Consider the following 20,685-nt stretch of genomic DNA (forward strand, 5'->3'; position numbering starts at 1 on the left):
TTTTTTTGAAAGGGGTGTGATGATTGAATGGCAGTAAAAAATTTAGTCATTGTCGAATCACCAACGAAAGCTAAGACAATTAATAAGTATTTAGGTAGAAATTATAAGGTTGTTGCAAGTAAGGGACACCTTAGAGATTTACCTAAGAGTAAAATGGGGGTTGATATAGAAAATAAATTTGAACCTCATTATATTAGTATTCGTGGACGTGGGGATACGATTAAAGAATTAAGAAAATTAGCCAAACAATCAGATAAAGTCTATCTCGCAGCCGACCCGGATAGAGAAGGGGAAGCCATTGCTTGGCACTTAAGTCACCTTTTAAATTTACCAGAAGGCGAAGAAAACCGTGTAGTATTTAATGAAATTACTAAAGATACGGTTAAAGAAGCCTTTAAAAGCCCACGTAAGATTGATCAAGATTTAGTTGATGCACAACAAGCCCGCCGTATTTTAGACCGTATTGTCGGTTATTCAATTTCTCCATTACTATGGAAGAAAATTAAAGGTGGTTTAAGTGCAGGTCGTGTTCAATCAACGACTTTAAAACTAATTATTGATCGAGAAAATGAAATCCGAAACTTTGTTCCAGAAGAATATTGGTTAATTCCAGCAGTATTTCAAAAAGGCAGAAGTAGCTTTGATGCTAATTTTTACAGCTTTAAAGGTGAACGGACGGAATTAGCCAATGAAGCGATTGTTAATGACATTGTGAGTCATATCAATCAAGAAGAAGATTTTGTAGTAACGAATGTCGTAAAAAACGAACGGAAAAGAAAATCTCCTAATCCATATACTACAAGTACTTTACAACAAGATGCTTCGAATCGTTTGAACTTTAGAACAAGTAAAACAATGATGATTGCCCAACAACTATATGAAGGGATAACCATTAATCGTACAACCATCGGTTTAATCACCTATATGCGTACGGATTCAACGCGAATTGCGCCATCCGCAATGAATGCAGCAAGTGATTTTATTAAAAGTGAATATGGAAATCAATATAGCCAAGCCAAAGGCAGAGCTAATCAATCAGCTGCAGGACAGGATGCTCACGAAGCCATTCGTCCTTCAGATGTGACTTTAACACCAGAGAAAATTAAAGATTCACTCTCAAAAGATCAATATAAATTGTATAATTTAATTTGGTCACGTTTTGTAGCTAGTCAAATGTCTGATGCTGTTTATGATACGGTTCGTGCAGATTTAACGCAAAATGAAGTGGTCTTTAGAGCATCAGGTTCGCGTATTAAATTTGATGGATTTCTAAAAGTGTATTCAACGGATTCGAAAAAGGATAATTATTTACCTGAACTTGAAGTCAATGACATAGTTAAATTAAAAGAATTTGAAACCAATCAAATGTTTACACAACCACCTGCACGTTACACGGAAGCAAGTTTAATTAAAGTGCTTGAGGAAAATGGGATAGGTCGTCCTTCTACCTATTCACCAACGATTGAAACACTTCGCAAACGTTACTATGTTAAATTAGTTAGTAAGAAATTCGAACCAACTGAGTTGGGTGAAATTGTCAACAGTGTTCTATCGGAATACTTTCCACAAATAGTAAACTCTGAATTTACTGCCGGTATGGAAAATACCTTGGATGAAATTGAAGAAGGTAAACGTGAGTGGGTAGGCGTTCTAGATGAATTTTATTCATCATTTGAACAAGACTTGAAAAAAGCCGAAGTTAATATGGAAGAAATAACCATTAAAGATGAGCCAGCTGGCTTTGACTGTCCCGTTGATGGACATCCGATGGTTATAAAAATTGGACGTTACGGAAAATTCTATGCATGTAGTAATTTCCCAGAATGTCGTCATACAGAGCCGATTGTGAAGAAAATTGGCGTAACCTGTCCAACTTGCCATGAAGGTCAAGTAATCGAACGTGAATCGAAGAAAAAACGTATTTTCTATGGTTGTGATCGCTACCCAGCTTGTGAATTTGTATCATGGGATAAACCAATAGGGCGTGACTGTCCAAAATGTGATCATTATTTAGTCGAAAAAATAGTCCGCAAACAACGTCAAATTGTATGTAGCAATTGTGATTACGCTGAAAATGCTGAATAAAATGAATCTTTTCTGAGCAAAGTAAGAAGTAATTTATAATGAATTGCTTAAATTTTAATCATTAAGACCTTAGATTGACCTCTAAGGTCTTATTTTATAGTATTATAATAGTAATAGATGTTTTTGGAGTGATAAAATGGAACAATATATCCAAGCCTTTCTACAATTTTTGAGTGTTGAAAAACGCTATTCGGATCAAACCATTAAAGCCTATACAAGAGATTTAGATGAATTTGTAAATTTCATTAATAGCACAGGTTCCAACTCAATCAATAACATTCAATATGCAGATGTTCGACTTTATGTGGCTCACTTAACCGAACATGGTTATGCACGTACATCGATTGCTCGTAAGATTTCTAGTTTGAGGTCTTTTTTTAGTTATGCTGTTCAACAGGAATGGATTGAACAAAATCCTGCCGAACTGATTAACTATAAAAGTAAAAAGAACCACTTACCTGAATTCTTCTACGAGCCAGAAATGAAAGCTATCATTGATGCGGCTAAAAAAAGTCAGTTAGCTAATCCACAACGCAACCTGGCAATTATCGAATTATTATATGCAACAGGCATGCGTGTGAGCGAACTAATCGATTTAACAATTGACCAAATGCAAACGGATATGCAAATGTTACGTGTGATTGGTAAAGGAAGTAAGGAACGGATTGTTCCCTTTGGAGATGCTGCAATGGAAGCAATTACAGACTATCAACAAAATGAACGTCCTCAACTCCTGAGTATTTCTCAAAACCCCACCCATAATAAATATCTCTTCTTATCCGACAAAGGTAAGGCAATAACAGCGGATCAAATCAGAACGATTTTATCAAAAATAGTTAAAGAAGCATCGTTAAATCTTGATATACATCCCCATAAATTACGCCATACGTTTGCGACTCATCTATTAAATAACGGAGCTGATATGCGGAGTGTCCAAGAATTATTAGGACATGCTAATTTAAGCTCAACACAAATTTATACCCATGTAACAAAAAATCAGTTACGAAAAGAATATTTAAAGGCGCATCCGCGCGCAAAACGACAATCACAGGAGGATGAAACATGACAACAATATGTGCAGTAAAAAAAGATAATCAACTAGCAATGGCAGGGGATGGACAAGTCACAATGGGTGAGTCTGTTATTATGAAAGGTAGCGCAAGAAAATTGCGTCGTATCTATAATGATCAAGTCATCGTAGGCTTTGCTGGTGGAGTAGCTGATGCGATTACCTTATCAGAAATGTTTGAAGAAAAATTACAGGCCCATCAAGGACAATTACGCCGTGCTGCGGTAGAAGTAGCCAAACAATGGCGCACTGATCGTAGCTTACAAAAACTTGAAGCTCTACTCATTGTAATGAATGAAGAAACAATACTCTTAGTGAGTGGAACGGGTGAAGTCATCGAACCTGATGATGGAATTTTAACAATCGGTTCTGGTGGAAACTTTGCTTTGGCTGCTGCTAGAGCGATGTTGCGCAACACTAATGAAATGTCTGCCAAAGATATTGCCTACCAGTCATTAAAAATTGCCAGTGAAATTGATATTTTTACCAATGATAATATTATAGTAGAAGAAATGTAAAGGAATGTGATTAATATATGACAGATTTTACACCAAGACAAATTGTTGCAGAATTAGATAAGTATATTGTAGGCCAAGCAGATGCTAAACGTGCTGTTGCTGTTGCCTTACAAAATCGACTTAGACGCTTAAAATTAGATGATGATATGCAAGCAGAAGTTAAACCTAAAAACTTATTGATGATTGGACCGACTGGTGTCGGGAAAACAGAAATTGCTCGTCGTTTAGCATCCGTTGCTAATGCACCTTTTATCAAAGTAGAAGCAACCAAGTATACTGAAGTAGGTTATGTGGGTCGTGACGTTGAATCAATGGTAAGGGATTTAGTAGAAAATAGCATCCGGATTGTTAAAGAACAACAACATGAATTAGTTCATCATGAAGCAGAAACTAAAGCTATTAATCGAATTGCAAAAGCATTAAGACCAGGAGAAAAAGTTGAAAAAGCAAAACCAGCCAATAATACCTATGGTTTCCCTAATTTTCAAGAAATGTTTGGTCAATTTGGACAAAACCAACCAGAAGAGGAAGAAGAAATCGTGACAGATGAAATTGCTTCTTCACGTCGTCAAATTAGACAACAAATTCGCGATGGTTTATTAGACAATCATGAAGTGACGATCAAACTTGAAGAGAAAAAAATGTCACTGGGTAGTATTAACCCTGCCATGGAGCAAATGATGGAAATGCAAGACAGCCTAAATGCACTCCGTCCCTCGAAAAAAATTGAACGTACAGTAACGGTAAAAGAAGCTTTAGAGTTATTAACGGAAGAAGAAGCAGATAAGTTAGTAAACCAAGATGATATCAATCAAAAAGCTTTAAAATTAGCTGAAGAACGCGGTATTATATTTATTGATGAGATGGATAAAATAGCAACGAAAAACCAAAATAGTGGTGAAGTAAGTCGCCAAGGGGTACAACGTGATATTTTACCTATTGTTGAAGGGAGTCGCATTCAAACCAAATATGGTTATATTGACACGGATCATATTTTATTTATTGGTAGTGGGGCTTTCCATTTTTCAAAACCTTCCGATTTAATACCTGAATTACAAGGACGTTTCCCAATTCGAGTGAACTTAAATGATTTAACCAAAGAAGATTTTATCCGTATTTTAACGGAACCTCAAAATGCTTTAATTAAGCAGTATCAAGCTTTATTAGCTACAGATGGCGTAGAAGTGATATTTTCAGACGATGCAGTTGAGAAAATGGCTGAATATGCGGTTGACTTAAATCAAGCAACTGATAATATTGGAGCTAGAAGGTTACATACCATCCTGGAGACTTTGCTTGAGGAAATTTTATTTGAAGCTACAGATATGCAAATGGGCACGATCAATATTAATGCCGCCTATGTCGTAGAAAAATTAGATAAGATTGTCGAAAACAAAGATCTCAGCCATTTTATCTTGTAGTTAGGAGGACTATACGATGGTTACTTTAGAAAACCACCGTTTAAAAGTAGAAATTAATCCCTTGGGAGCTGAGTTAACTTCTGTTATTGATCGCGCAACTGGCCATGAATTTATTTGGCAAGCCGATGAAAAGTACTGGAATCGTCACGCACCTGTTTTGTTTCCTATTGTTGGCACTTTGAGAGATAACCAATATAAAGTTGGAGATCAAAGTTTTGAATTATCCCGCCATGGTTTTGCTAGAGATGCTATGTTCACGACACAAACGGTCACATCTAATTCGGCTACCTTTAATCTAAAGAGCGATGAAGAGTCTTTAAAAGTGTATCCCTTTGAATTTTCATTTCAAATTAACTATATTTTGCATGATAATACTGTTACGGTTAGCTATGAAATTTTAAATCCATCTTCCAGTGAAGTATTATATTATAGTGTTGGAGGGCATCCTGCTTTTAATGTGTCTGTTACTAAAAAGGGAAATAATATTTTTGATTTCAATCAAGTGAGTTATCAATTTAGCCCAAGTGGTCAATATTTACGCATTCCTTTAACAAATGAAGGCTTGATTGATTATTACAGTGCGAAATATGAACTTGTCGATGAAATTCCTTTGAAGCACAAATCCTTTAGAAAAGATGCCATTATCTATCAAATTAACGGACAGACTGAAGTTAAGTTAATTGATAAAGTAGCTAAATCACAAGTTTTAATTCAAATGAATGAGATGACTTATTTTGGCATTTGGTCACCATATAACAAGAGAGCGCCATTTATTTGTTTAGAACCTTGGGCAGGAATTGCTGATGATGGCTATACAAATGAAGACTTTACTGAAAAACGCGGTATTAATTTTTTAGAACCTCATCAAATTAAAACGCATGATTTTTCAATGGCTTTTTCAATAGAAGAATAGAGATCAACTAAGACAAAGATACCCCTAAGCATAGTCCGCTGACTATTCCTAGGGGTAATGTTATTTATTTAGTGTCTTTTTTTGGGTTGCGTAAACCCCAGTTAATTCTTGATTCGGATTTATTTAAGAGACGTTGAATATTTGAACGGTGACGGTACATCATAAAAAGGGTAATAAATACAAATCCTAATCCATAAATACGTTCATCATATGTAAACAATATATATAAGCTACCAAGGGTGTAGCTTGTCATGGCAGATAAACTAATAGTACTCGTTATGTAAATTAATGCGAATAAAATGAGAGCCGTAACAAGACCAATACTAAAGTTAAAACCGACTAAGACACCAAAAGAAGTCGCAACAATTTTTCCGCCTCTGAATTCTGCGAAAACTGGATAGGCATGGCCGACGACGGTGGCGATTCCAACAAGCATAATGATTAATGCTTCTTGAGGATACATAAGTCGCACAATCAAAATTGGAATCCATCCTTTTAAAATATCAATAACGGATACGATGACAGCAGCCCTAAAACCAAAGTTTCTTCCAATATTTGTAGCTCCACTATTTCCACTACCAAGATTACGTACATCGATTTTATGGAATATTTTTGAATATACGACCCCTGTTGGAGTTGAACCTGCTATATAAGCGATTAAAATCCAAATAATTTGACTAAAAAGTGAAAGATTTGATTGCATGAGTAACCTCCTAAATTCATGTCATCATTTTACCATGAAAAAAGTATTTAGTTTAGCTTTATCTGAAATTATCTAATATTTAATAAAAGGTATATATTTATTTTATTAACATAAATCTTGAAAATAGCGTATAATTAATAATTGTGACTAAAACATTGCAAAGTTATTTTATATAATGTTATAGTGTTAAATTGAAATGAAACAGAATTTGAGGTGTACAATGACGACAAATGAGACAGCATTAAATACATATAATGACGAGTCGATTCAGGTACTTGAGGGATTGGATGCAGTCAGAAAAAGACCAGGGATGTACATCGGGTCAACCGATCAAAGAGGGATGCATCACCTAATATATGAAGTCGTTGACAATGCAATAGACGAAGCTTTAAACGATTTTGCTGATACAATTGATGTCACCATCCATGCGGATGGCAGTGTATCAGTAACGGATAATGGACGAGGCATGCCAATTGGTAAGCATGCAAGTGGTGTCCCTACGATACAAGTTATTTTCACCGTCCTCCATGCGGGAGGAAAATTTGGTCAAGGTGGCTATAAGTCTGCGGGTGGACTACATGGGGTTGGAGCTAGTGTGGTGAATGCACTATCATCATGGCTTGAAGTTGATGTGTATCGCCAAGGCTATCGCTATCATATGCGATTTGAAGAGGGTGGCAAGCCAGTCACGAAACTCGTGAAATCCAAGCATTCCAACAAATCCGATTCAGGAACAAGAGTCCATTTTTTACCTGACAGCAATATTTTTGGTCAAACACGTATTAATATTGAAACGATTGCGGAAAGAATGCGTGAATCAGCTTTTCTATTAAAAGGCTTAACCATTAATTTAACGGATGAAAGAACCGACTACCAAGAAGTTTTCCATTATGAAAATGGTCTTGAGGATTTCATTAAATATCTCAATGAAGAAAAAGATACATTAGGTCCAATCGCTAACTTTAGTGGCACAGTCGATGACTTCGAAATTGATTTTTCGATGCAATACAATGATGGTTATTCTGAAACAATCTTATCTTTTGCCAATAATGTTCGAACCAATGGTGGGGGAACTCACGAAATTGGGATGAAAACGGCCATTACGAAGGCTTTCAATGAATATGGCCGGCAAGTAAATTTGTTAAAAGATAAGGATAAAAACCTTGAAGGTAGCGATGTTCGAGAAGGACTATCTGCCGTCTTATCCATTAAAATTCCAGAACAATACTTACAATTTGAAGGGCAGACAAAAGAAAAACTAGGAACTCCTATTGCTCGTTCGCTCGTCGATAATTTTATTAATGAGCAATTATTAATCTTTTTAAATGAAAATGGTAATTTTAGCCAACAAATTTTACGGAAATCCATTCAAGCGCGTGAAACACGAGAAGCAGCCCGCAAAGCAAGAGATGCAGCCCGTACTGGAGCTAAGAAAAGCCAACAAGAGCGCCTTTTATCTGGAAAACTAACTAAGGCACAATCTAAAGATGCAACAAAAAATGAGTTATATATTGTCGAAGGGGATTCCGCTGGTGGATCTGCCAAATTAGGACGTGATCGCCGTTATCAAGCGATTTTACCTTTACGTGGTAAAGTAATTAATACCGAAAAAGCTAGCATGCAAGATATTATGAAAAACGAAGAAATCAATACCATGATCTACACCATTGGTGGAGGCGTTGGAGCTGATTTTGATATTTCAACCATTAACTATGATAAAGTTGTTATTATGACGGATGCGGATACCGATGGTGCCCATATTCAAGTCTTGCTATTAACTTTCTTCTACCGCTATATGAAACCTTTATTAGAACATGGAAAAGTCTATCTCGCGATGCCTCCTTTATTTAAAGTATCTAAAAAGGTTGGTAAAAAAGAAGTTATCGAATACGCTTGGACGGAAGACGAATTAGAACAACAAATCAAAAAAGTTGGTAAAGGATATATTTTACAACGCTATAAAGGTTTAGGGGAAATGAATGCTGATCAATTATGGGATACAACCATGAATCCTGATAGCCGTTTATTAATTCGGGTGACCATTGACGATCAAGCCCAAGTTGAAAGACGAGTGACCACTTTAATGGGGACGAAAGTCGAACCAAGAAGAAAATGGATTGAGCAAAATGTCCAATTCAATTTAGATTCTGAAGATACCTTATTAAATGAACAAGATAACCCCCATCAAAACCAGCAGCATCAAAAGGTTGAAAAATTGATTGCTGAAGCCAACGATATAGATGCCTTAAGTGAGGACGATTTACCAGAATTTGATGATGATGGTCAAGGAAGTCTATTTGTAGGAGGCGATTTAAATGAGTAATGAAATTGGAATTCAAGAACTAGGTTTCGCAAATGTCATTGGCGATCGTTTTGGACGCTATTCAAAATATATTATCCAAGATCGCGCTTTACCAGATATTCGTGATGGCTTAAAACCTGTTCAGCGACGCATTTTGTTTGCCATGTTCCAAGAAAGAAATACTGCCGAAAATCCCTATCGTAAATCAGCGAAAACAGTAGGAAATGTGATTGGTAATTACCATCCGCATGGGGATTCTTCTGTTTACGAAGCCATGGTTAGGATGAGTCAAGATTGGAAATTACGCTATCCGTTAGTGGATATGCATGGTAATAACGGTAGTATGGATGGAGACCCAGCTGCAGCGATGCGGTATACGGAGGCCCGTTTATCTCCTATTGCCGGTGAATTATTGAGAGACTTAAGAAGTCAAACGGTTGATTATTTACTCAACTTTGATGATACGCTTGAAGAGCCGACTGTCCTGCCAGCCCGCATTCCGAATTTGTTAATTAATGGTGCGACAGGGATTTCTGCCGGTTATGCGACCGAAATACCACCACATAACTTAAAAGAAGTTCTAGATGCCTTAATTTACATGTTAGGCCATAAACGTTATGACCTAGATAAAATTATGACATTTATTCAAGGTCCTGATTTTCCAACCGGTGGTATTATTCAAGGAAAAGACGATATCCGAAAAGCATTTAAAAAAGGACAAGGTAAAATTGTTGTTCGTGCTTTGACTGAAATTGAGAATTTAAAAGGAAGTAAATCACAAATCGTGATCACTGAATTACCTTATGACGTCAATAAATCAAAATTAATTCAACGCTTGGATGATATCCGAATCCAGAAGAAAATTGATGGTATAGCAGAAGTTCGCGATGAATCAGACCGGACAGGTGTTCGGGTAGTTGTTGAATTACGCCGTGATATTAACGCTAACGATGTATTGAATTATTTATTAAAAAATTCTGATTTACAAATCAACTACCACTTAAATATGGTGGCCATTAATAATCGCCGTCCTGAAGTGGTAAGCTTATTACAAATTCTAGAAGCTTATTTAACCCACCAACGTGATATTATTCGTCGACGAACAGAATTTAATCTGAATCGTGATCAAGAGCGTCTACATATCGTAGATGGATTAATTCGAGTTGTTTCCATCTTGGATGAAGTGATTGCGACTATTCGCGCATCTGAAAACAAGGCCGATGCTAAAAATAATTTAGTAGAACAATTCGATTTTTCTTTAGATCAAGCAGAAGCAATTGTTTCTTTACAATTATACCGTTTAACTAATACCGACGTTGTAGCCTTACAAAACGAGAAACTAGAATTAAACGAACAAATTTTAATGTATCAAAACATTTTAAATAATGAAGAAACTTTGAATAAAGTTCTTAGCCAAGAGTTGAAAGAACTTAAAAATAAATATCCCAGCCAAAGACGGACTAAAATTGAAGACGAAGTAGAAGAAATTACCGTTTCAACGGCTTTAATTATTCCAAAAGAAACCGTCAATGTTTCAATTACAAAAGAAGGGTATATAAAACGCACCAGCGTACGTTCATTTGCCTCTTCTGATACGATGGACTTAGGAAGCCGTGATTTTGATTACCCGGTCTTTGTTAAAGAAATGTCAACGCATGATCAACTTGTGATTGTGACAAATAAGGGGAATTATATCCACTTACCGGTTCATGAACTTCCCGATATTCGCTGGAAGGAATTAGGTCGTCATCTATCTCAGTATTATCAATTAGAGCCGAACGAACAAGTACTGAATGTTTTCGAAGCTGCTGAAGATATTGAGGGGAACGAAAAAGATGGAGCAAATGATTTAATTGTTTTAGCAAGCAAACTAGGTAAGATTAAACAAACCTTCATGAATCAATTTACTACTTATCGAAGCTATAAGACTAAAACAGCCATGGCCATGAAATTGGCCGATGATGACGAATTAGTCAGTGCCAATCGTGTAAAAGCGGATCAAGCTTACGAGGTAGTTATTTTAACACAGCGAAGTTATGCTATTCGTTATGATTTAAATGAAGTAGCAATTAGTGGATTGAAAACCCAAGGTGTTGTTTCTATTAACCTAAAATCAGATGATGAAATCATTGCGGTAATAATTGATCCACATGTCGATTCTGACTCTGAAATTTTAGCCTTGACGCAACGGGGGAATCTGAAACACTTTAAGACGGATATTATTCCATTGGTTAACAATCGAAATAGTAGAGGTCTTTTGATGTTGAAAGAACTTAAGCAAAACCCACATCGCTTTATTGCCGCTTTCTTAATTGAACAGAATGATTTACCTTTTGTTATTCAAGGGGATACAGGTGATAAAATTGAGTTATTTGCCAAAGATATTCCGCTTTCTGACCGTTTGGCTAATGGATCAACGATTAAAGATCTGGATAAATTAGGTCAAATTATTACGATGCACCCCGCACATTTAAAACTATTAGCTGAAGAAAATTAGAAAAATACGACCTCATGAGTTAAAGAGGTCGATTTTTTATTTAATAAATAATTTTTAATAGAAGTAGGTTTAAAGTAGTGTTCCATTTCACATGATACAGATTTAAACAGTTAAGAACATTTTAATAGTACAGAATAGGACAACTGTTTCAAATGACAAATTTCACAATAAGTATTGATATTATTTATAGATATGCTATACTAAAGGCGTAGGTTTAATGCAGTAATATTTATTAGGAGGAATTTTATGGAACAGTGGCAAGGTTTTAAGGGAACAACATGGCAAAATGAAATTAATGTTCGTGACTTTATTCAAGAGAATTATACTGTTTATGAAGGCGATGACTCATTTTTAGCTGGCCCAACGCAAGCGACAACTGATTTATGGGATCAAATTATGGATTTATCACGCCAAGAACGTGAAGCCGGTGGCGTTTTAGATATGGATACAAAAATCGTTTCAACGATTACTTCACATGGAGCCGGTTACTTAAACAAAGAAACTGAGAAAATTGTGGGTGTTCAAACAGACGTACCTTTCAAACGTAGTTTACAACCATTTGGTGGTATTCGTATGTCTGAAGCTGCTTTAAGTTCATATGGCTATGAAATTGATCCAGAAGTTAAAGATATATTCACTCACTATCGTAAAACGCATAACCAAGGTGTATTCGATGCTTATACGCCAGACATGCGTGCAGCCCGTAAATCTGGTGTTATTACTGGTTTACCAGATGCTTATGGTAGAGGGCGTATTATCGGTGACTACCGCCGTGTTGCATTATACGGTGTTGATCGCTTAATGGAAGAAAAAGCGAAAGACTTTGCCAATATTGGTTACGGAACTATGTCAAATGATGTTATTCAATTACGTGAAGAAGTTAATGAGCAATACCGTGCTTTAAGTGAATTGAAAGAATTAGGAAATATTTATGGCTTTGATATTTCAAAACCTGCTACAACAGCGCAAGAAGCATTCCAATGGTTATACTTGGGATATTTAGCTGCTATTAAAGAACAAAATGGGGCTGCGATGTCATTAGGACGTACATCAACCTTCTTAGATATTTATATTGAACGTGACTTAGCTGAAGGCCGCTTAACAGAAGAAACAGCTCAAGAATTAGTAGACCACTTTGTTATGAAATTACGTTTGGTAAAATTTGCCAGAACACCTGACTATAACGAATTATTCTCAGGAGACCCAACTTGGGTAACTGAATCGATTGCTGGTATGGGAGTAGACGGTCGTCCACTAGTAACAAAGAGTTCATTCCGTTTCTTACATACATTAAGTAATTTAGGTCCCGCACCAGAACCAAACTTAACTGTTTTATGGTCACCAAAATTACCTGAAGCCTTTAAAAATTTTGCAGCAAAAATGTCGATTGAATCTTCTGCGATTCAATATGAAAATGACGAAGCTATGCGTCCAATTTATGGTGATGACTATGCTATTGCTTGTTGTGTATCGGCAATGGAAGTTGGTAAACAAATGCAATTCTTCGGTGCTCGTGCCAACCTTGCTAAAGCCTTATTATATGCGATTAATGGTGGGGTAGATGAAAAATCTAAAGCTCAAGTGGCACCTGCTTATGAAAAAATTACGTCAGAATACTTAGATTACGATGAAGTAATGGAAAAATATGATACTATGCTAGAATGGTTAGCTGGTTTATATATTAATTCATTAAATATCATCCACTATATGCATGATAAATATAGCTACGAACGTTTACAAATGGCTGTTCAAGATACAGATATGAAGCGTACAATGGCAACTGGTATCGCTGGTTTCTCAGTAGCTATCGACTCATTATCTGCTATTAAATATGCGAAAGTTAAAGCTATCCGTGATGAAGACGGTATTGTTGTAGACTATGAAGTTGAAGGCGACTTCCCTAAATATGGTAATAACGATGATCGTGCTGACCAAATTGGGGTAGATTTACTAAAATCATTTATGTCTAAAGTTAAAAAACATCCAACTTACCGTGATGCCGTTCATACCACATCCATCTTAACCATTACGTCTAACGTTGTTTATGGTAAGAAGACTGGTAATACGCCAGATGGCCGTCGTGCAGGTGAACCATTTGCACCAGGTGCTAACCCAATGCATGGCCGTGATACACACGGAGCTTTAGCTAGCTTGTCATCTGTTGCAAAAATGCCTTATGAATATTCATTAGACGGTATTTCCAATACTTTCTCAATCATTCCTAAAGCTTTAGGTAAAGATGATATGACACAACAAGAAAACTTATCTAGCCTATTAGATGGTTACTCTAAAAAAGGTGGTCACCACTTAAACGTTAACGTATTTAACCGTGATACTTTATTAGATGCGATGGAACATCCAGAAAATTACCCTCAATTAACCATCCGTGTTTCTGGTTATGCTGTTAACTTTATTAAATTAACCCGTGAACAACAATTAGATGTAATTAATCGTACAATGCATAGTTCAATGTAATGACTTGTTTCTAAAAGACTGATCATTGCGATCAGTCTTTTAGTTTATCATACAAAGAGGAGGTGACATCATTTGAATAATACAGTTGCTGCACCGACGACAGGATTTGTTCACTCAACGGAAAGTTTTGGTTCAGTTGACGGTCCCGGTATACGTTTCATTACTTTTCTGCAAGGATGTCGCATGCGTTGTGAATTTTGCCATAATCCCGATACTTGGAATACTAAAGGTGGGACAGAATATACACCTGAACAATTGTTCAACGAAGCCATTCGTTATAAGGATTTTTGGGGAACAAAAGGGGGAGTCACTGTCAGTGGTGGTGAACCTTTACTTCAAATTGATTTTATTATCGAGTTTTTCAAAATATGTAAAGCAAATGGTGTGAATACTTGTTTAGACTCTTGTGGGGGTCCATTTACACGAAAAGAGCCTTTCTTTAGTCGTTTTGAGGAATTAATGAAATATACCGATCTGATGTTATTAGATATTAAACACATTGATAACGAAGGTCACCGTAAATTAACCGGTCATCCTAATGAAAATATCATTGAATTAGCCCGCTATCTTGATGAAATTAATCAGCCTATTTGGGTACGTCATGTGTTAGTGCCAGAACGAACAGATTACGATGAATACTTAATTCGCTTAAGTGACTTTGTGAGTAGTTTATCCAATGTTTTAAAATTTGAAATTTTACCTTACCACAAGTTAGGGGTCTACAAATATGAAGCCTTAGGTATTCGTTACCGACTAGAAGGTATCGAACCACCGACAGCTGATCGCGTAGAAAATGCGAAACGCATCCTAAGAACTGAAGAATATAAAGGTTATTTAAATGCTTAATTGATATTAATCCTGCCGAAATTGATTTTGGTAGGTTTTTTTGCGTTACGATACCTTTATAAGGGTATCATTTGGAATGATACCTTATTTGGGGTATCAACTTGAATGATACCTTAAGAAAGGTATCAAATCGGATGATATCTCTTGAAGGATATCATTATATTTGTTAAAATCAGTCCTGAGGAGTTGGGTGACTTGAAAAAAAACTATATTGTGATCATGGGGGATATTGTTTCTTCTAAACAAATAAATAACCGCGCCAAAGTACAAGATAAATTACGCGATGTCCTAAAAGACATTAATTTAAAATACAAAGCATCCATTGCTTCTAACTTTATGATTTCTTTAGGCGATGAATTTCAAGGGTTAATTACGTCTCCGAAAGAGATATTTAATATTATTGGGGATATTGAGGCAAAAATTGCACCGGTCAAAATTCGTTTTAGTGTCGGAATTGGGACGGTGGCGACAGAGGTAGTGGCAACGTCTTCTATTGAAATGGATGGGACAGCTTATCATCGTGCGCGACAAATGCTTGTCGAATTAAAAGAAATTGAAGGGCAATATACAAGTCCGCAAACAAATATACTGCTTAAAAGTCATGTGAAAAATATGACAGTTGATGGCTTAATTAATAGTTTGTTGGCATCCAATTATGCCTTAAAGTCAAAGTGGACCGATCGACAAGTAGAAGTGATTCAAGCCTATTTGAATCATAATCAAAATCAGTATCAAACGGCTGCCTTTTTAGATATTGCCCAGCCAAATGTATCCAAATCGTTGAGTAATGCTAAATTTTATACTTACATTTCTGCAATTAAAGCTATTGAAGCCTTTTTAGTGTCTGAAGGAGAGTGGGCTGATGAATGAAACAGTAACTAAATTATTAATGCTTGCACTTATTATTGTGGAGTTTTATTTGCCTACTAATTTCAGCTTTTCTCCCAGCCTAATTTATGGGCTACTTCAACTCATTTTTATTATTCCATTTTGGAGCCTGCCGTTATTGGTCCTAATTATTGTCTTAACGATAATTCATTTCACTATAAATGCTTTTTGGACTTATGATGGCGATCGAAAGAAATTTGTCGTGTTTGTATGTTTGTTAGCTTGTATTTATACTGGCGATATTTATTTGATTTTAAATGGTTTTTCATTGAATCCGCTTGGCTGGTTTGCTCAACTACAACAATTATTACAATTTGATGTGGACCAATTGGTTTCTTGGGCGGTATTGTTGCTGTTAATCCATCGGCCCGCAAGCCAATTGGTCAAGCATAGTTTATATCGTTTTAGGCCGCATGAAGAAACGATTGAACAAGGCCATCCTAATGCGGGAGCATTAATAGGGAGTTTGGAACGAATAATGATTTTGTTGTTTCTATCACAAGGACAATTTGCAGCGATTGGCTTTATTTTAACGGCAAAGTCGATTGCTCGTTACAATAAGATTGTTGAAGACCCTTATTTTTCTGAATATTTCTTGCTTGGGACTTTATTTAGTACCATCATCGTTATTGGAAGTTTTTATTTATTTTTCTAAAGATTTAAAGAAGGGTCATTTTTTGCTATCTTTGTGTTAAAATAAATACATTACCACTACATAGGAGGATTTAATCCATGTCAAAAATTTTAGTATTCGGTCATAAAAACCCCGATACAGATACGATTGCTTCTGCAATTGCATTTGATTATTATCTTGAAAAATTAGGTTATGACTCTGAAGCAGTTGCGCTTGGTGAGCCTAATGAAGAGACAGCTTATGCCTTAGAGCATTTTAACATTGAAGCACCACGTATTATCGAAACGGCTGCTAATGAAGTGAGTCAGGTAGCATTAGTGGACCATAACGAACCTCAACAATCTGTCAATGATATTAAAGATGTTGAAGTAACGTATGTCATTGACCACCACCGTATCAATGGTTTTGAAACAGCACATCCTTTGTATTACCGAGCTGAACCGATTGGCTCAACTGCGTCTGTTTTATATAAAATGTTTGAAGAAAAAGACTTCGATATTCCATCTGCTGTCGCTGGTATGATGTTATCGGCAATTATTTCTGACACCTTATTATTAAAATCTCCAACCACTACTCAAGAAGATGAAAAAATTGCTTATAGATTAGCGAAAATCGCTGAAGTTAATTTAGAAGAATACGGTTTAGACTTGCTTAAAGCCGGCACAAATCTATCAAGCAAATCAGCTGAAGAATTACTTAATTCAGACTCAAAAGTATTTGATATGCATGGCCATCAAGTTCAAATCGCACAAATAAATACCGTTGATTTTGCGGATGTAACTTCTCGAAAAGAAGAAATTATTGAAGCCGTTAATGCAACTTTAATAAACTCGGATGTTGAATTGTTTGTCGTATTAGTCACAGATATCTTAGAAAATAATTCCTTCGCTTATGTTGTCGGACAAAATATGGATGCAGTCGAAACAGCTTTCCAACAACAAGTTTTTGATCAAGAAATCCAATTACCAGGTGTCGTTTCACGTAAGAAACAAATCGTCCCACAGTTAACGGATGCTTTAGAAGGATAGTTAGATACAATAAATAAAACCGTAAGTCGCCCCTTAAGAAATAAATGGGTGTCTTACGGTTTTTTGGTTTATAGAAGTGAGATGGTCGGCGCGCTCGTTTGAAAAGGTTGTTTCATCCGAGCGGCGATATCGCAGTGATTTGAAATCCCAGTTTCATCCAAGCGCTACCGCCTAACCAACCACATTCAGTCCCGCCATCTCCCAATCACTTACTTATCCTTCACAGCCAAAGCTTGAATGGTTTCTTCTTTCGGTGTTACATACAATGTCCGCTGGCCTTCGTAGATGACGAATCCAGGTTTGGCACCATTAGGTTTATGCAGGGCTTTGACTTGGACAGTATCCACTGGTACATTGGCTGAATATTGAAACTTCGAATAATAGGCGGCGATTTCTGCTGCTTGGGTGAAAGTTTCTTCTGAGGGATTATCTGATTCAATGATCACATGGGCGCCTGGGATATCTTTGGTATGGAGCCACCAATGATTTTTAGAAGCTTTTTTCAAACTTAATTCATCATTTTGTTGGTTATTTCGACCGACATAAATCATGACACCATCGCTTGATTTAAAGCGACGTGGTTTGGATTGCGTTTTGGTCCGTTTTTTAGAGTTATTTTTTCGCTGGGATTGATAACCCTGTTTTTGTAATTCGTTTTTAATATCTTCTACATCTTCTAAATCGGCTTGGTTCAACTGCACTAAGACAGAATCCAAATACTGATTTTCCTCCAAGGTTAACTCTTTTTGTTGATCAATAAATTTTAAGGCATCGCGGTACTTCGCATACTTTTTAAAATATTGTTGGCTATTTTCAATAGCGGTTAAATTAGGATCTAATTCAACTTCTAAAGGTTCATTGTCTGCATAATAATTATCCAATCGAACGGTCGTTTCACCTTTATTTATTTGGTAAGAATACGCACTTAATAATTCACCTTTAATCCGATACAAATCGGCATTCTGGGCGACTTCATAATCTTCTTGGAGTTTAACAAGTTTCTTTTCATTTTTTTCAATGATATTTTCTAGTTGTTGAATAATATTCCCGCTTAAGTTTTTAATGCGATCTAATCGGATTCTTTGTTCGTAAAATTGGTCCACCAATTCAGATAAGGAATCAAATTCTTTTCGGCTTCCCTCGATTTGAGGCAGGTCAATAGCATAAAATCCTAACTGATCATTGGATTCAAACATCATGGGCGTTGGATTTTTAATCCCATTCATCAAATACATTAAAGCATCAAAGGCAGAATATTTTTTTTCCTTCATCAAATAAATAATTGCCTGACTGGCCGTTTTACCTAGGCCTTGAATCCACTGCTGGTTTTTGCGGTTAGAAATTTCTTCTTCATGAGTTGAAACCCATTTTCGTAATTCTTCGTTTGATAAAGCAAAAGGATTAATCTGTTGATCATTTCTAGGAGGACGATGGTAATCCGCACCAGGCAATAAAGTACGAAAACTATTTTGGCTGGATGGGATGTGCTTAATGCAATCAATAATTTTATTCGTCTGTGGATTAATTAATATAATATTACTATGGCGTCCCATTAACTCAAATGTTAATTGATATTGTTGAACATCTCCCAACTCATCACGACCACTTAAATCAAAATCAATGATACGGTCATTTTCAACTTGTTCTATATTTTGAATAAACGCACCTTCCAAATGTTTGCGTAAAAGTCTGGAGAACATCGGTGCAAGTTCAGGATTGAGTGTACGTTCTTGGGTTACATTGATATGGTAGTAAGTAGGATGAATTGAAGAAGCTAACCGTAAATTTTTACGATTGGCACGGATCACAAAATGTATTTCTTGTTCAAATGGTTGATAAATTTTTGAAATTCGTCCATTTAATAAATCATCTCTAAGTTCTTTCACTAAAGCTTGAATAAAAAAACCATCTAAAGTCATCGTAACCCTCCTTTCAAATAAATTTTCACTTAATATTGTATCGTATCAATGGGATAATTGAAAGATTTAGGACAAGCGATAACTAAAATAACTTTTTCTATATTAAAATAAAATGAGATATTCATTGACATTTTGAAAAACTATCGTTATGATTGAAATAATAAAAGAGAGGAGCTATATATTATGTTTAATTTCGCATTCAATTTAGTACGCTGGCAAAGCTGGTATAGATAGGTTGTAGACTTGGACATAATTCCATGGATACAGCCCAGTTTAGACTGTTCTGTATCTATATGGCGAATCATCCAGTTTACCATATAGATGTATGTTGAAATTACATTCTATGTGGTTTTTTTGCGTTTAAATAAATAACATAGAATGGGTGTATTTATTTAAGAGAGGAAAAATAATTATGAAAAAAATACTAAAATATCTATTCACGGCCTTAGCCGTCGTTTTATCGTTTTCACACACAATAGCAAAAGCAGAAGCGCCTTTAAATGTCGCCATTGTTCAATTAGTCAGTCATCCATCATTAGACCAAATAGTTTCAGGAATTTATGAAGGTTTGGAAGACCAAGGCTATGTAGAAGGGGATAATTTGACCGTCGATTTTAATAACGCCCAAGGTGACATCAACTTGCTGAACCAAATTGCAGAAGGGGTAGTTAATAATAATCCTGACATCATTTTTGCGGTAACAACCCCGGTTGCCCAATCCTTTCAGCATCTAACGTCGGAAATCCCAATAATTATGGTAGGTGTAACAGATCCATTTGCTGCAGGCTTAGTGGAAAACATGGAAAATCCTGAGGCAAATATCACCGGTGCGAGTGATTTAGCACCCATTGAAGCGCAATTTGATTTATTAGTTAAATTATTCCCTGAAGCAAAATCGGTTGGAATGATTTATACGACAAGTGAAGATAATTCATTAGCCGATGTCGAAGCTGCCAAAAAATTGGCTGAAGAACGAGGGCTTGAATTTATCGTTGAAGGAATTAGTGCCAGTTTAGACATGCAATTAGTGGCAGAAAACCTTGTACCTAAAGTCGACGTTATTTATATTGGTTCCGATAATACAGTTGCCAGTTCTTTTGGAACCTTACTAAATATCACTGATAAATACCAGGTTCCTGTAATCACATCCGTTTACGAAATGATTGAACAAGGTGCGTTTGCAGGTGTATCCATTGAACAAAAACAAGTCGGGATACTAGCAGCTGAGCAAGCTGTAACAATTGCGAATGGGCAAAGTATTAGTGAGACACCTGTTGCTTATGTGACAGATTTAAAAAGTATTTACCGATCAGATTTGTTAGAGCAACTAAACTTAACTGTTGATAGTAAAGCTTTAGGTGAGTTAGAAGATATAAGCGAGGAATAA

At 36.1% G+C, this 20,685-nt stretch carries 15 protein-coding genes; 13 read left to right on the forward strand and 2 right to left on the reverse strand.

Translation table 11 applies throughout. The features are described 5' to 3' along the window. Positions 1-27: 27 nt before the first annotated feature. From topA to ACTQ54_RS05745, 5 genes are all read left to right on the forward strand, one after another. On the forward strand, positions 28-2,085 hold the full coding sequence (gene topA / locus ACTQ54_RS05725; RefSeq protein ID WP_441755181.1) for a type I DNA topoisomerase: 2,058 nt from the start codon (positions 28-30) through the stop codon (positions 2,083-2,085). A 136-nt stretch (positions 2,086-2,221) separates the two neighbouring features. Next, positions 2,222-3,151 (forward strand): tyrosine recombinase XerC, encoded by a 930-nt coding sequence (gene xerC, locus ACTQ54_RS05730; RefSeq protein ID WP_441755182.1) that lies wholly within the window; start codon positions 2,222-2,224, stop codon positions 3,149-3,151. Next, positions 3,148-3,672, forward strand: a complete 525-nt coding sequence (gene hslV / locus ACTQ54_RS05735) for an ATP-dependent protease subunit HslV (protein ID WP_441755183.1) — start codon at positions 3,148-3,150, stop codon at positions 3,670-3,672. Before xerC ends, hslV begins: the two co-directional genes overlap by 4 nt. 17 nt (positions 3,673-3,689) lie before the next feature. After that, entirely contained in the window at positions 3,690-5,093 is a 1,404-nt protein-coding gene (hslU, locus tag ACTQ54_RS05740; RefSeq protein ID WP_441755184.1) for an ATP-dependent protease ATPase subunit HslU, read from the forward strand. 16 nt (positions 5,094-5,109) lie between these two features. Continuing rightward, the gene (locus tag ACTQ54_RS05745; protein ID WP_441755185.1) at positions 5,110-6,006 is read left to right on the forward strand and encodes an aldose 1-epimerase family protein; all 897 of its coding nucleotides are present in this window, start codon (positions 5,110-5,112) and stop codon (positions 6,004-6,006) included. A 64-nt stretch (positions 6,007-6,070) separates the two neighbouring features. Here ACTQ54_RS05745 and plsY read toward each other — a convergent pair whose 3' ends face one another. Continuing rightward, positions 6,071-6,709, reverse strand: coding sequence for a glycerol-3-phosphate 1-O-acyltransferase PlsY (plsY, locus tag ACTQ54_RS05750; protein ID WP_441755186.1), 639 nt, complete (start codon positions 6,707-6,709; stop codon positions 6,071-6,073). A gap of 220 nt (positions 6,710-6,929) precedes the next feature. On the opposite strand from plsY, the gene parE reads away from it, so the two are divergent. From parE to ACTQ54_RS05785, 7 genes are all read left to right on the forward strand, one after another. Beyond that, positions 6,930-9,032, forward strand: a complete 2,103-nt coding sequence (gene parE, locus ACTQ54_RS05755; protein WP_441755187.1) for a DNA topoisomerase IV subunit B — start codon at positions 6,930-6,932, stop codon at positions 9,030-9,032. After that, positions 9,025-11,508: a DNA topoisomerase IV subunit A gene (parC, locus tag ACTQ54_RS05760; RefSeq protein ID WP_441755188.1), complete on the forward strand. Its 2,484-nt coding sequence runs from the start codon at positions 9,025-9,027 to the stop codon at positions 11,506-11,508. Before parE ends, parC begins: the two co-directional genes overlap by 8 nt. Before the next feature lie 246 nt (positions 11,509-11,754). Next, entirely contained in the window at positions 11,755-13,983 is a 2,229-nt protein-coding gene (pflB, locus tag ACTQ54_RS05765; protein WP_441755189.1) for a formate C-acetyltransferase, read from the forward strand. Between the two features lie 72 nt (positions 13,984-14,055). Continuing rightward, positions 14,056-14,829 carry a pyruvate formate-lyase-activating protein gene (gene pflA / locus ACTQ54_RS05770; protein ID WP_441755190.1) on the forward strand — a complete coding sequence of 258 codons (774 nt, stop codon included), beginning with the start codon at positions 14,056-14,058 and terminating at the stop codon, positions 14,827-14,829. A 195-nt stretch (positions 14,830-15,024) separates the two neighbouring features. Then, positions 15,025-15,699 (forward strand): SatD family protein, encoded by a 675-nt coding sequence (locus ACTQ54_RS05775; RefSeq protein ID WP_441755191.1) that lies wholly within the window; start codon positions 15,025-15,027, stop codon positions 15,697-15,699. Next, positions 15,692-16,372, forward strand: a complete 681-nt coding sequence (locus ACTQ54_RS05780; protein ID WP_441755192.1) for a hypothetical protein — start codon at positions 15,692-15,694, stop codon at positions 16,370-16,372. Before ACTQ54_RS05775 ends, ACTQ54_RS05780 begins: the two co-directional genes overlap by 8 nt. Positions 16,373-16,449: 77 nt before the next feature. Beyond that, complete coding sequence (locus tag ACTQ54_RS05785) at positions 16,450-17,379, forward strand: manganese-dependent inorganic pyrophosphatase (RefSeq protein ID WP_441755193.1); 930 nt, start codon at positions 16,450-16,452, stop codon at positions 17,377-17,379. A gap of 209 nt (positions 17,380-17,588) precedes the next feature. Here ACTQ54_RS05785 and ACTQ54_RS05790 read toward each other — a convergent pair whose 3' ends face one another. Next, the gene (locus ACTQ54_RS05790) at positions 17,589-19,298 is read right to left on the reverse strand and encodes an Rqc2 family fibronectin-binding protein (RefSeq protein WP_441755194.1); all 1,710 of its coding nucleotides are present in this window, start codon (positions 19,296-19,298) and stop codon (positions 17,589-17,591) included. Between the two features lie 412 nt (positions 19,299-19,710). Here ACTQ54_RS05790 and ACTQ54_RS05795 point away from each other — a divergent pair, with 412 nt between their 5' ends. After that, positions 19,711-20,685, forward strand: a complete 975-nt coding sequence (locus ACTQ54_RS05795) for an ABC transporter substrate binding protein (RefSeq protein ID WP_441755195.1) — start codon at positions 19,711-19,713, stop codon at positions 20,683-20,685.

Origin of the sequence: Fundicoccus sp. Sow4_H7 (genome assembly GCF_052115865.1) — a bacterium.
Classification (GTDB): Bacteria; Bacillota; Bacilli; order Lactobacillales; family Aerococcaceae; genus Fundicoccus_A.

Bases quoted from the DNA above. Each gene is read 5' to 3' on its own strand.
- topA (WP_441755181.1), top strand. From the start codon at position 28: ATGGCAGTAAAAAATTTAGTCATTGTCGAATCACCAACGAAAGCTAAG.
- xerC (WP_441755182.1), top strand. From the start codon at position 2,222: ATGGAACAATATATCCAAGCCTTTCTACAATTTTTGAGTGTTGAAAAA.
- hslV (WP_441755183.1), top strand. From the start codon at position 3,148: ATGACAACAATATGTGCAGTAAAAAAAGATAATCAACTAGCAATGGCA.
- hslU (WP_441755184.1), top strand. From the start codon at position 3,690: ATGACAGATTTTACACCAAGACAAATTGTTGCAGAATTAGATAAGTAT.
- ACTQ54_RS05745 (WP_441755185.1), top strand. From the start codon at position 5,110: ATGGTTACTTTAGAAAACCACCGTTTAAAAGTAGAAATTAATCCCTTG.
- plsY (WP_441755186.1), bottom strand. From the start codon at position 6,709: ATGCAATCAAATCTTTCACTTTTTAGTCAAATTATTTGGATTTTAATC.
- parE (WP_441755187.1), top strand. From the start codon at position 6,930: ATGACGACAAATGAGACAGCATTAAATACATATAATGACGAGTCGATT.
- parC (WP_441755188.1), top strand. From the start codon at position 9,025: ATGAGTAATGAAATTGGAATTCAAGAACTAGGTTTCGCAAATGTCATT.
- pflB (WP_441755189.1), top strand. From the start codon at position 11,755: ATGGAACAGTGGCAAGGTTTTAAGGGAACAACATGGCAAAATGAAATT.
- ACTQ54_RS05780 (WP_441755192.1), top strand. From the start codon at position 15,692: ATGAATGAAACAGTAACTAAATTATTAATGCTTGCACTTATTATTGTG.
- ACTQ54_RS05785 (WP_441755193.1), top strand. From the start codon at position 16,450: ATGTCAAAAATTTTAGTATTCGGTCATAAAAACCCCGATACAGATACG.
- ACTQ54_RS05790 (WP_441755194.1), bottom strand. From the start codon at position 19,298: ATGACTTTAGATGGTTTTTTTATTCAAGCTTTAGTGAAAGAACTTAGA.
- ACTQ54_RS05795 (WP_441755195.1), top strand. From the start codon at position 19,711: ATGAAAAAAATACTAAAATATCTATTCACGGCCTTAGCCGTCGTTTTA.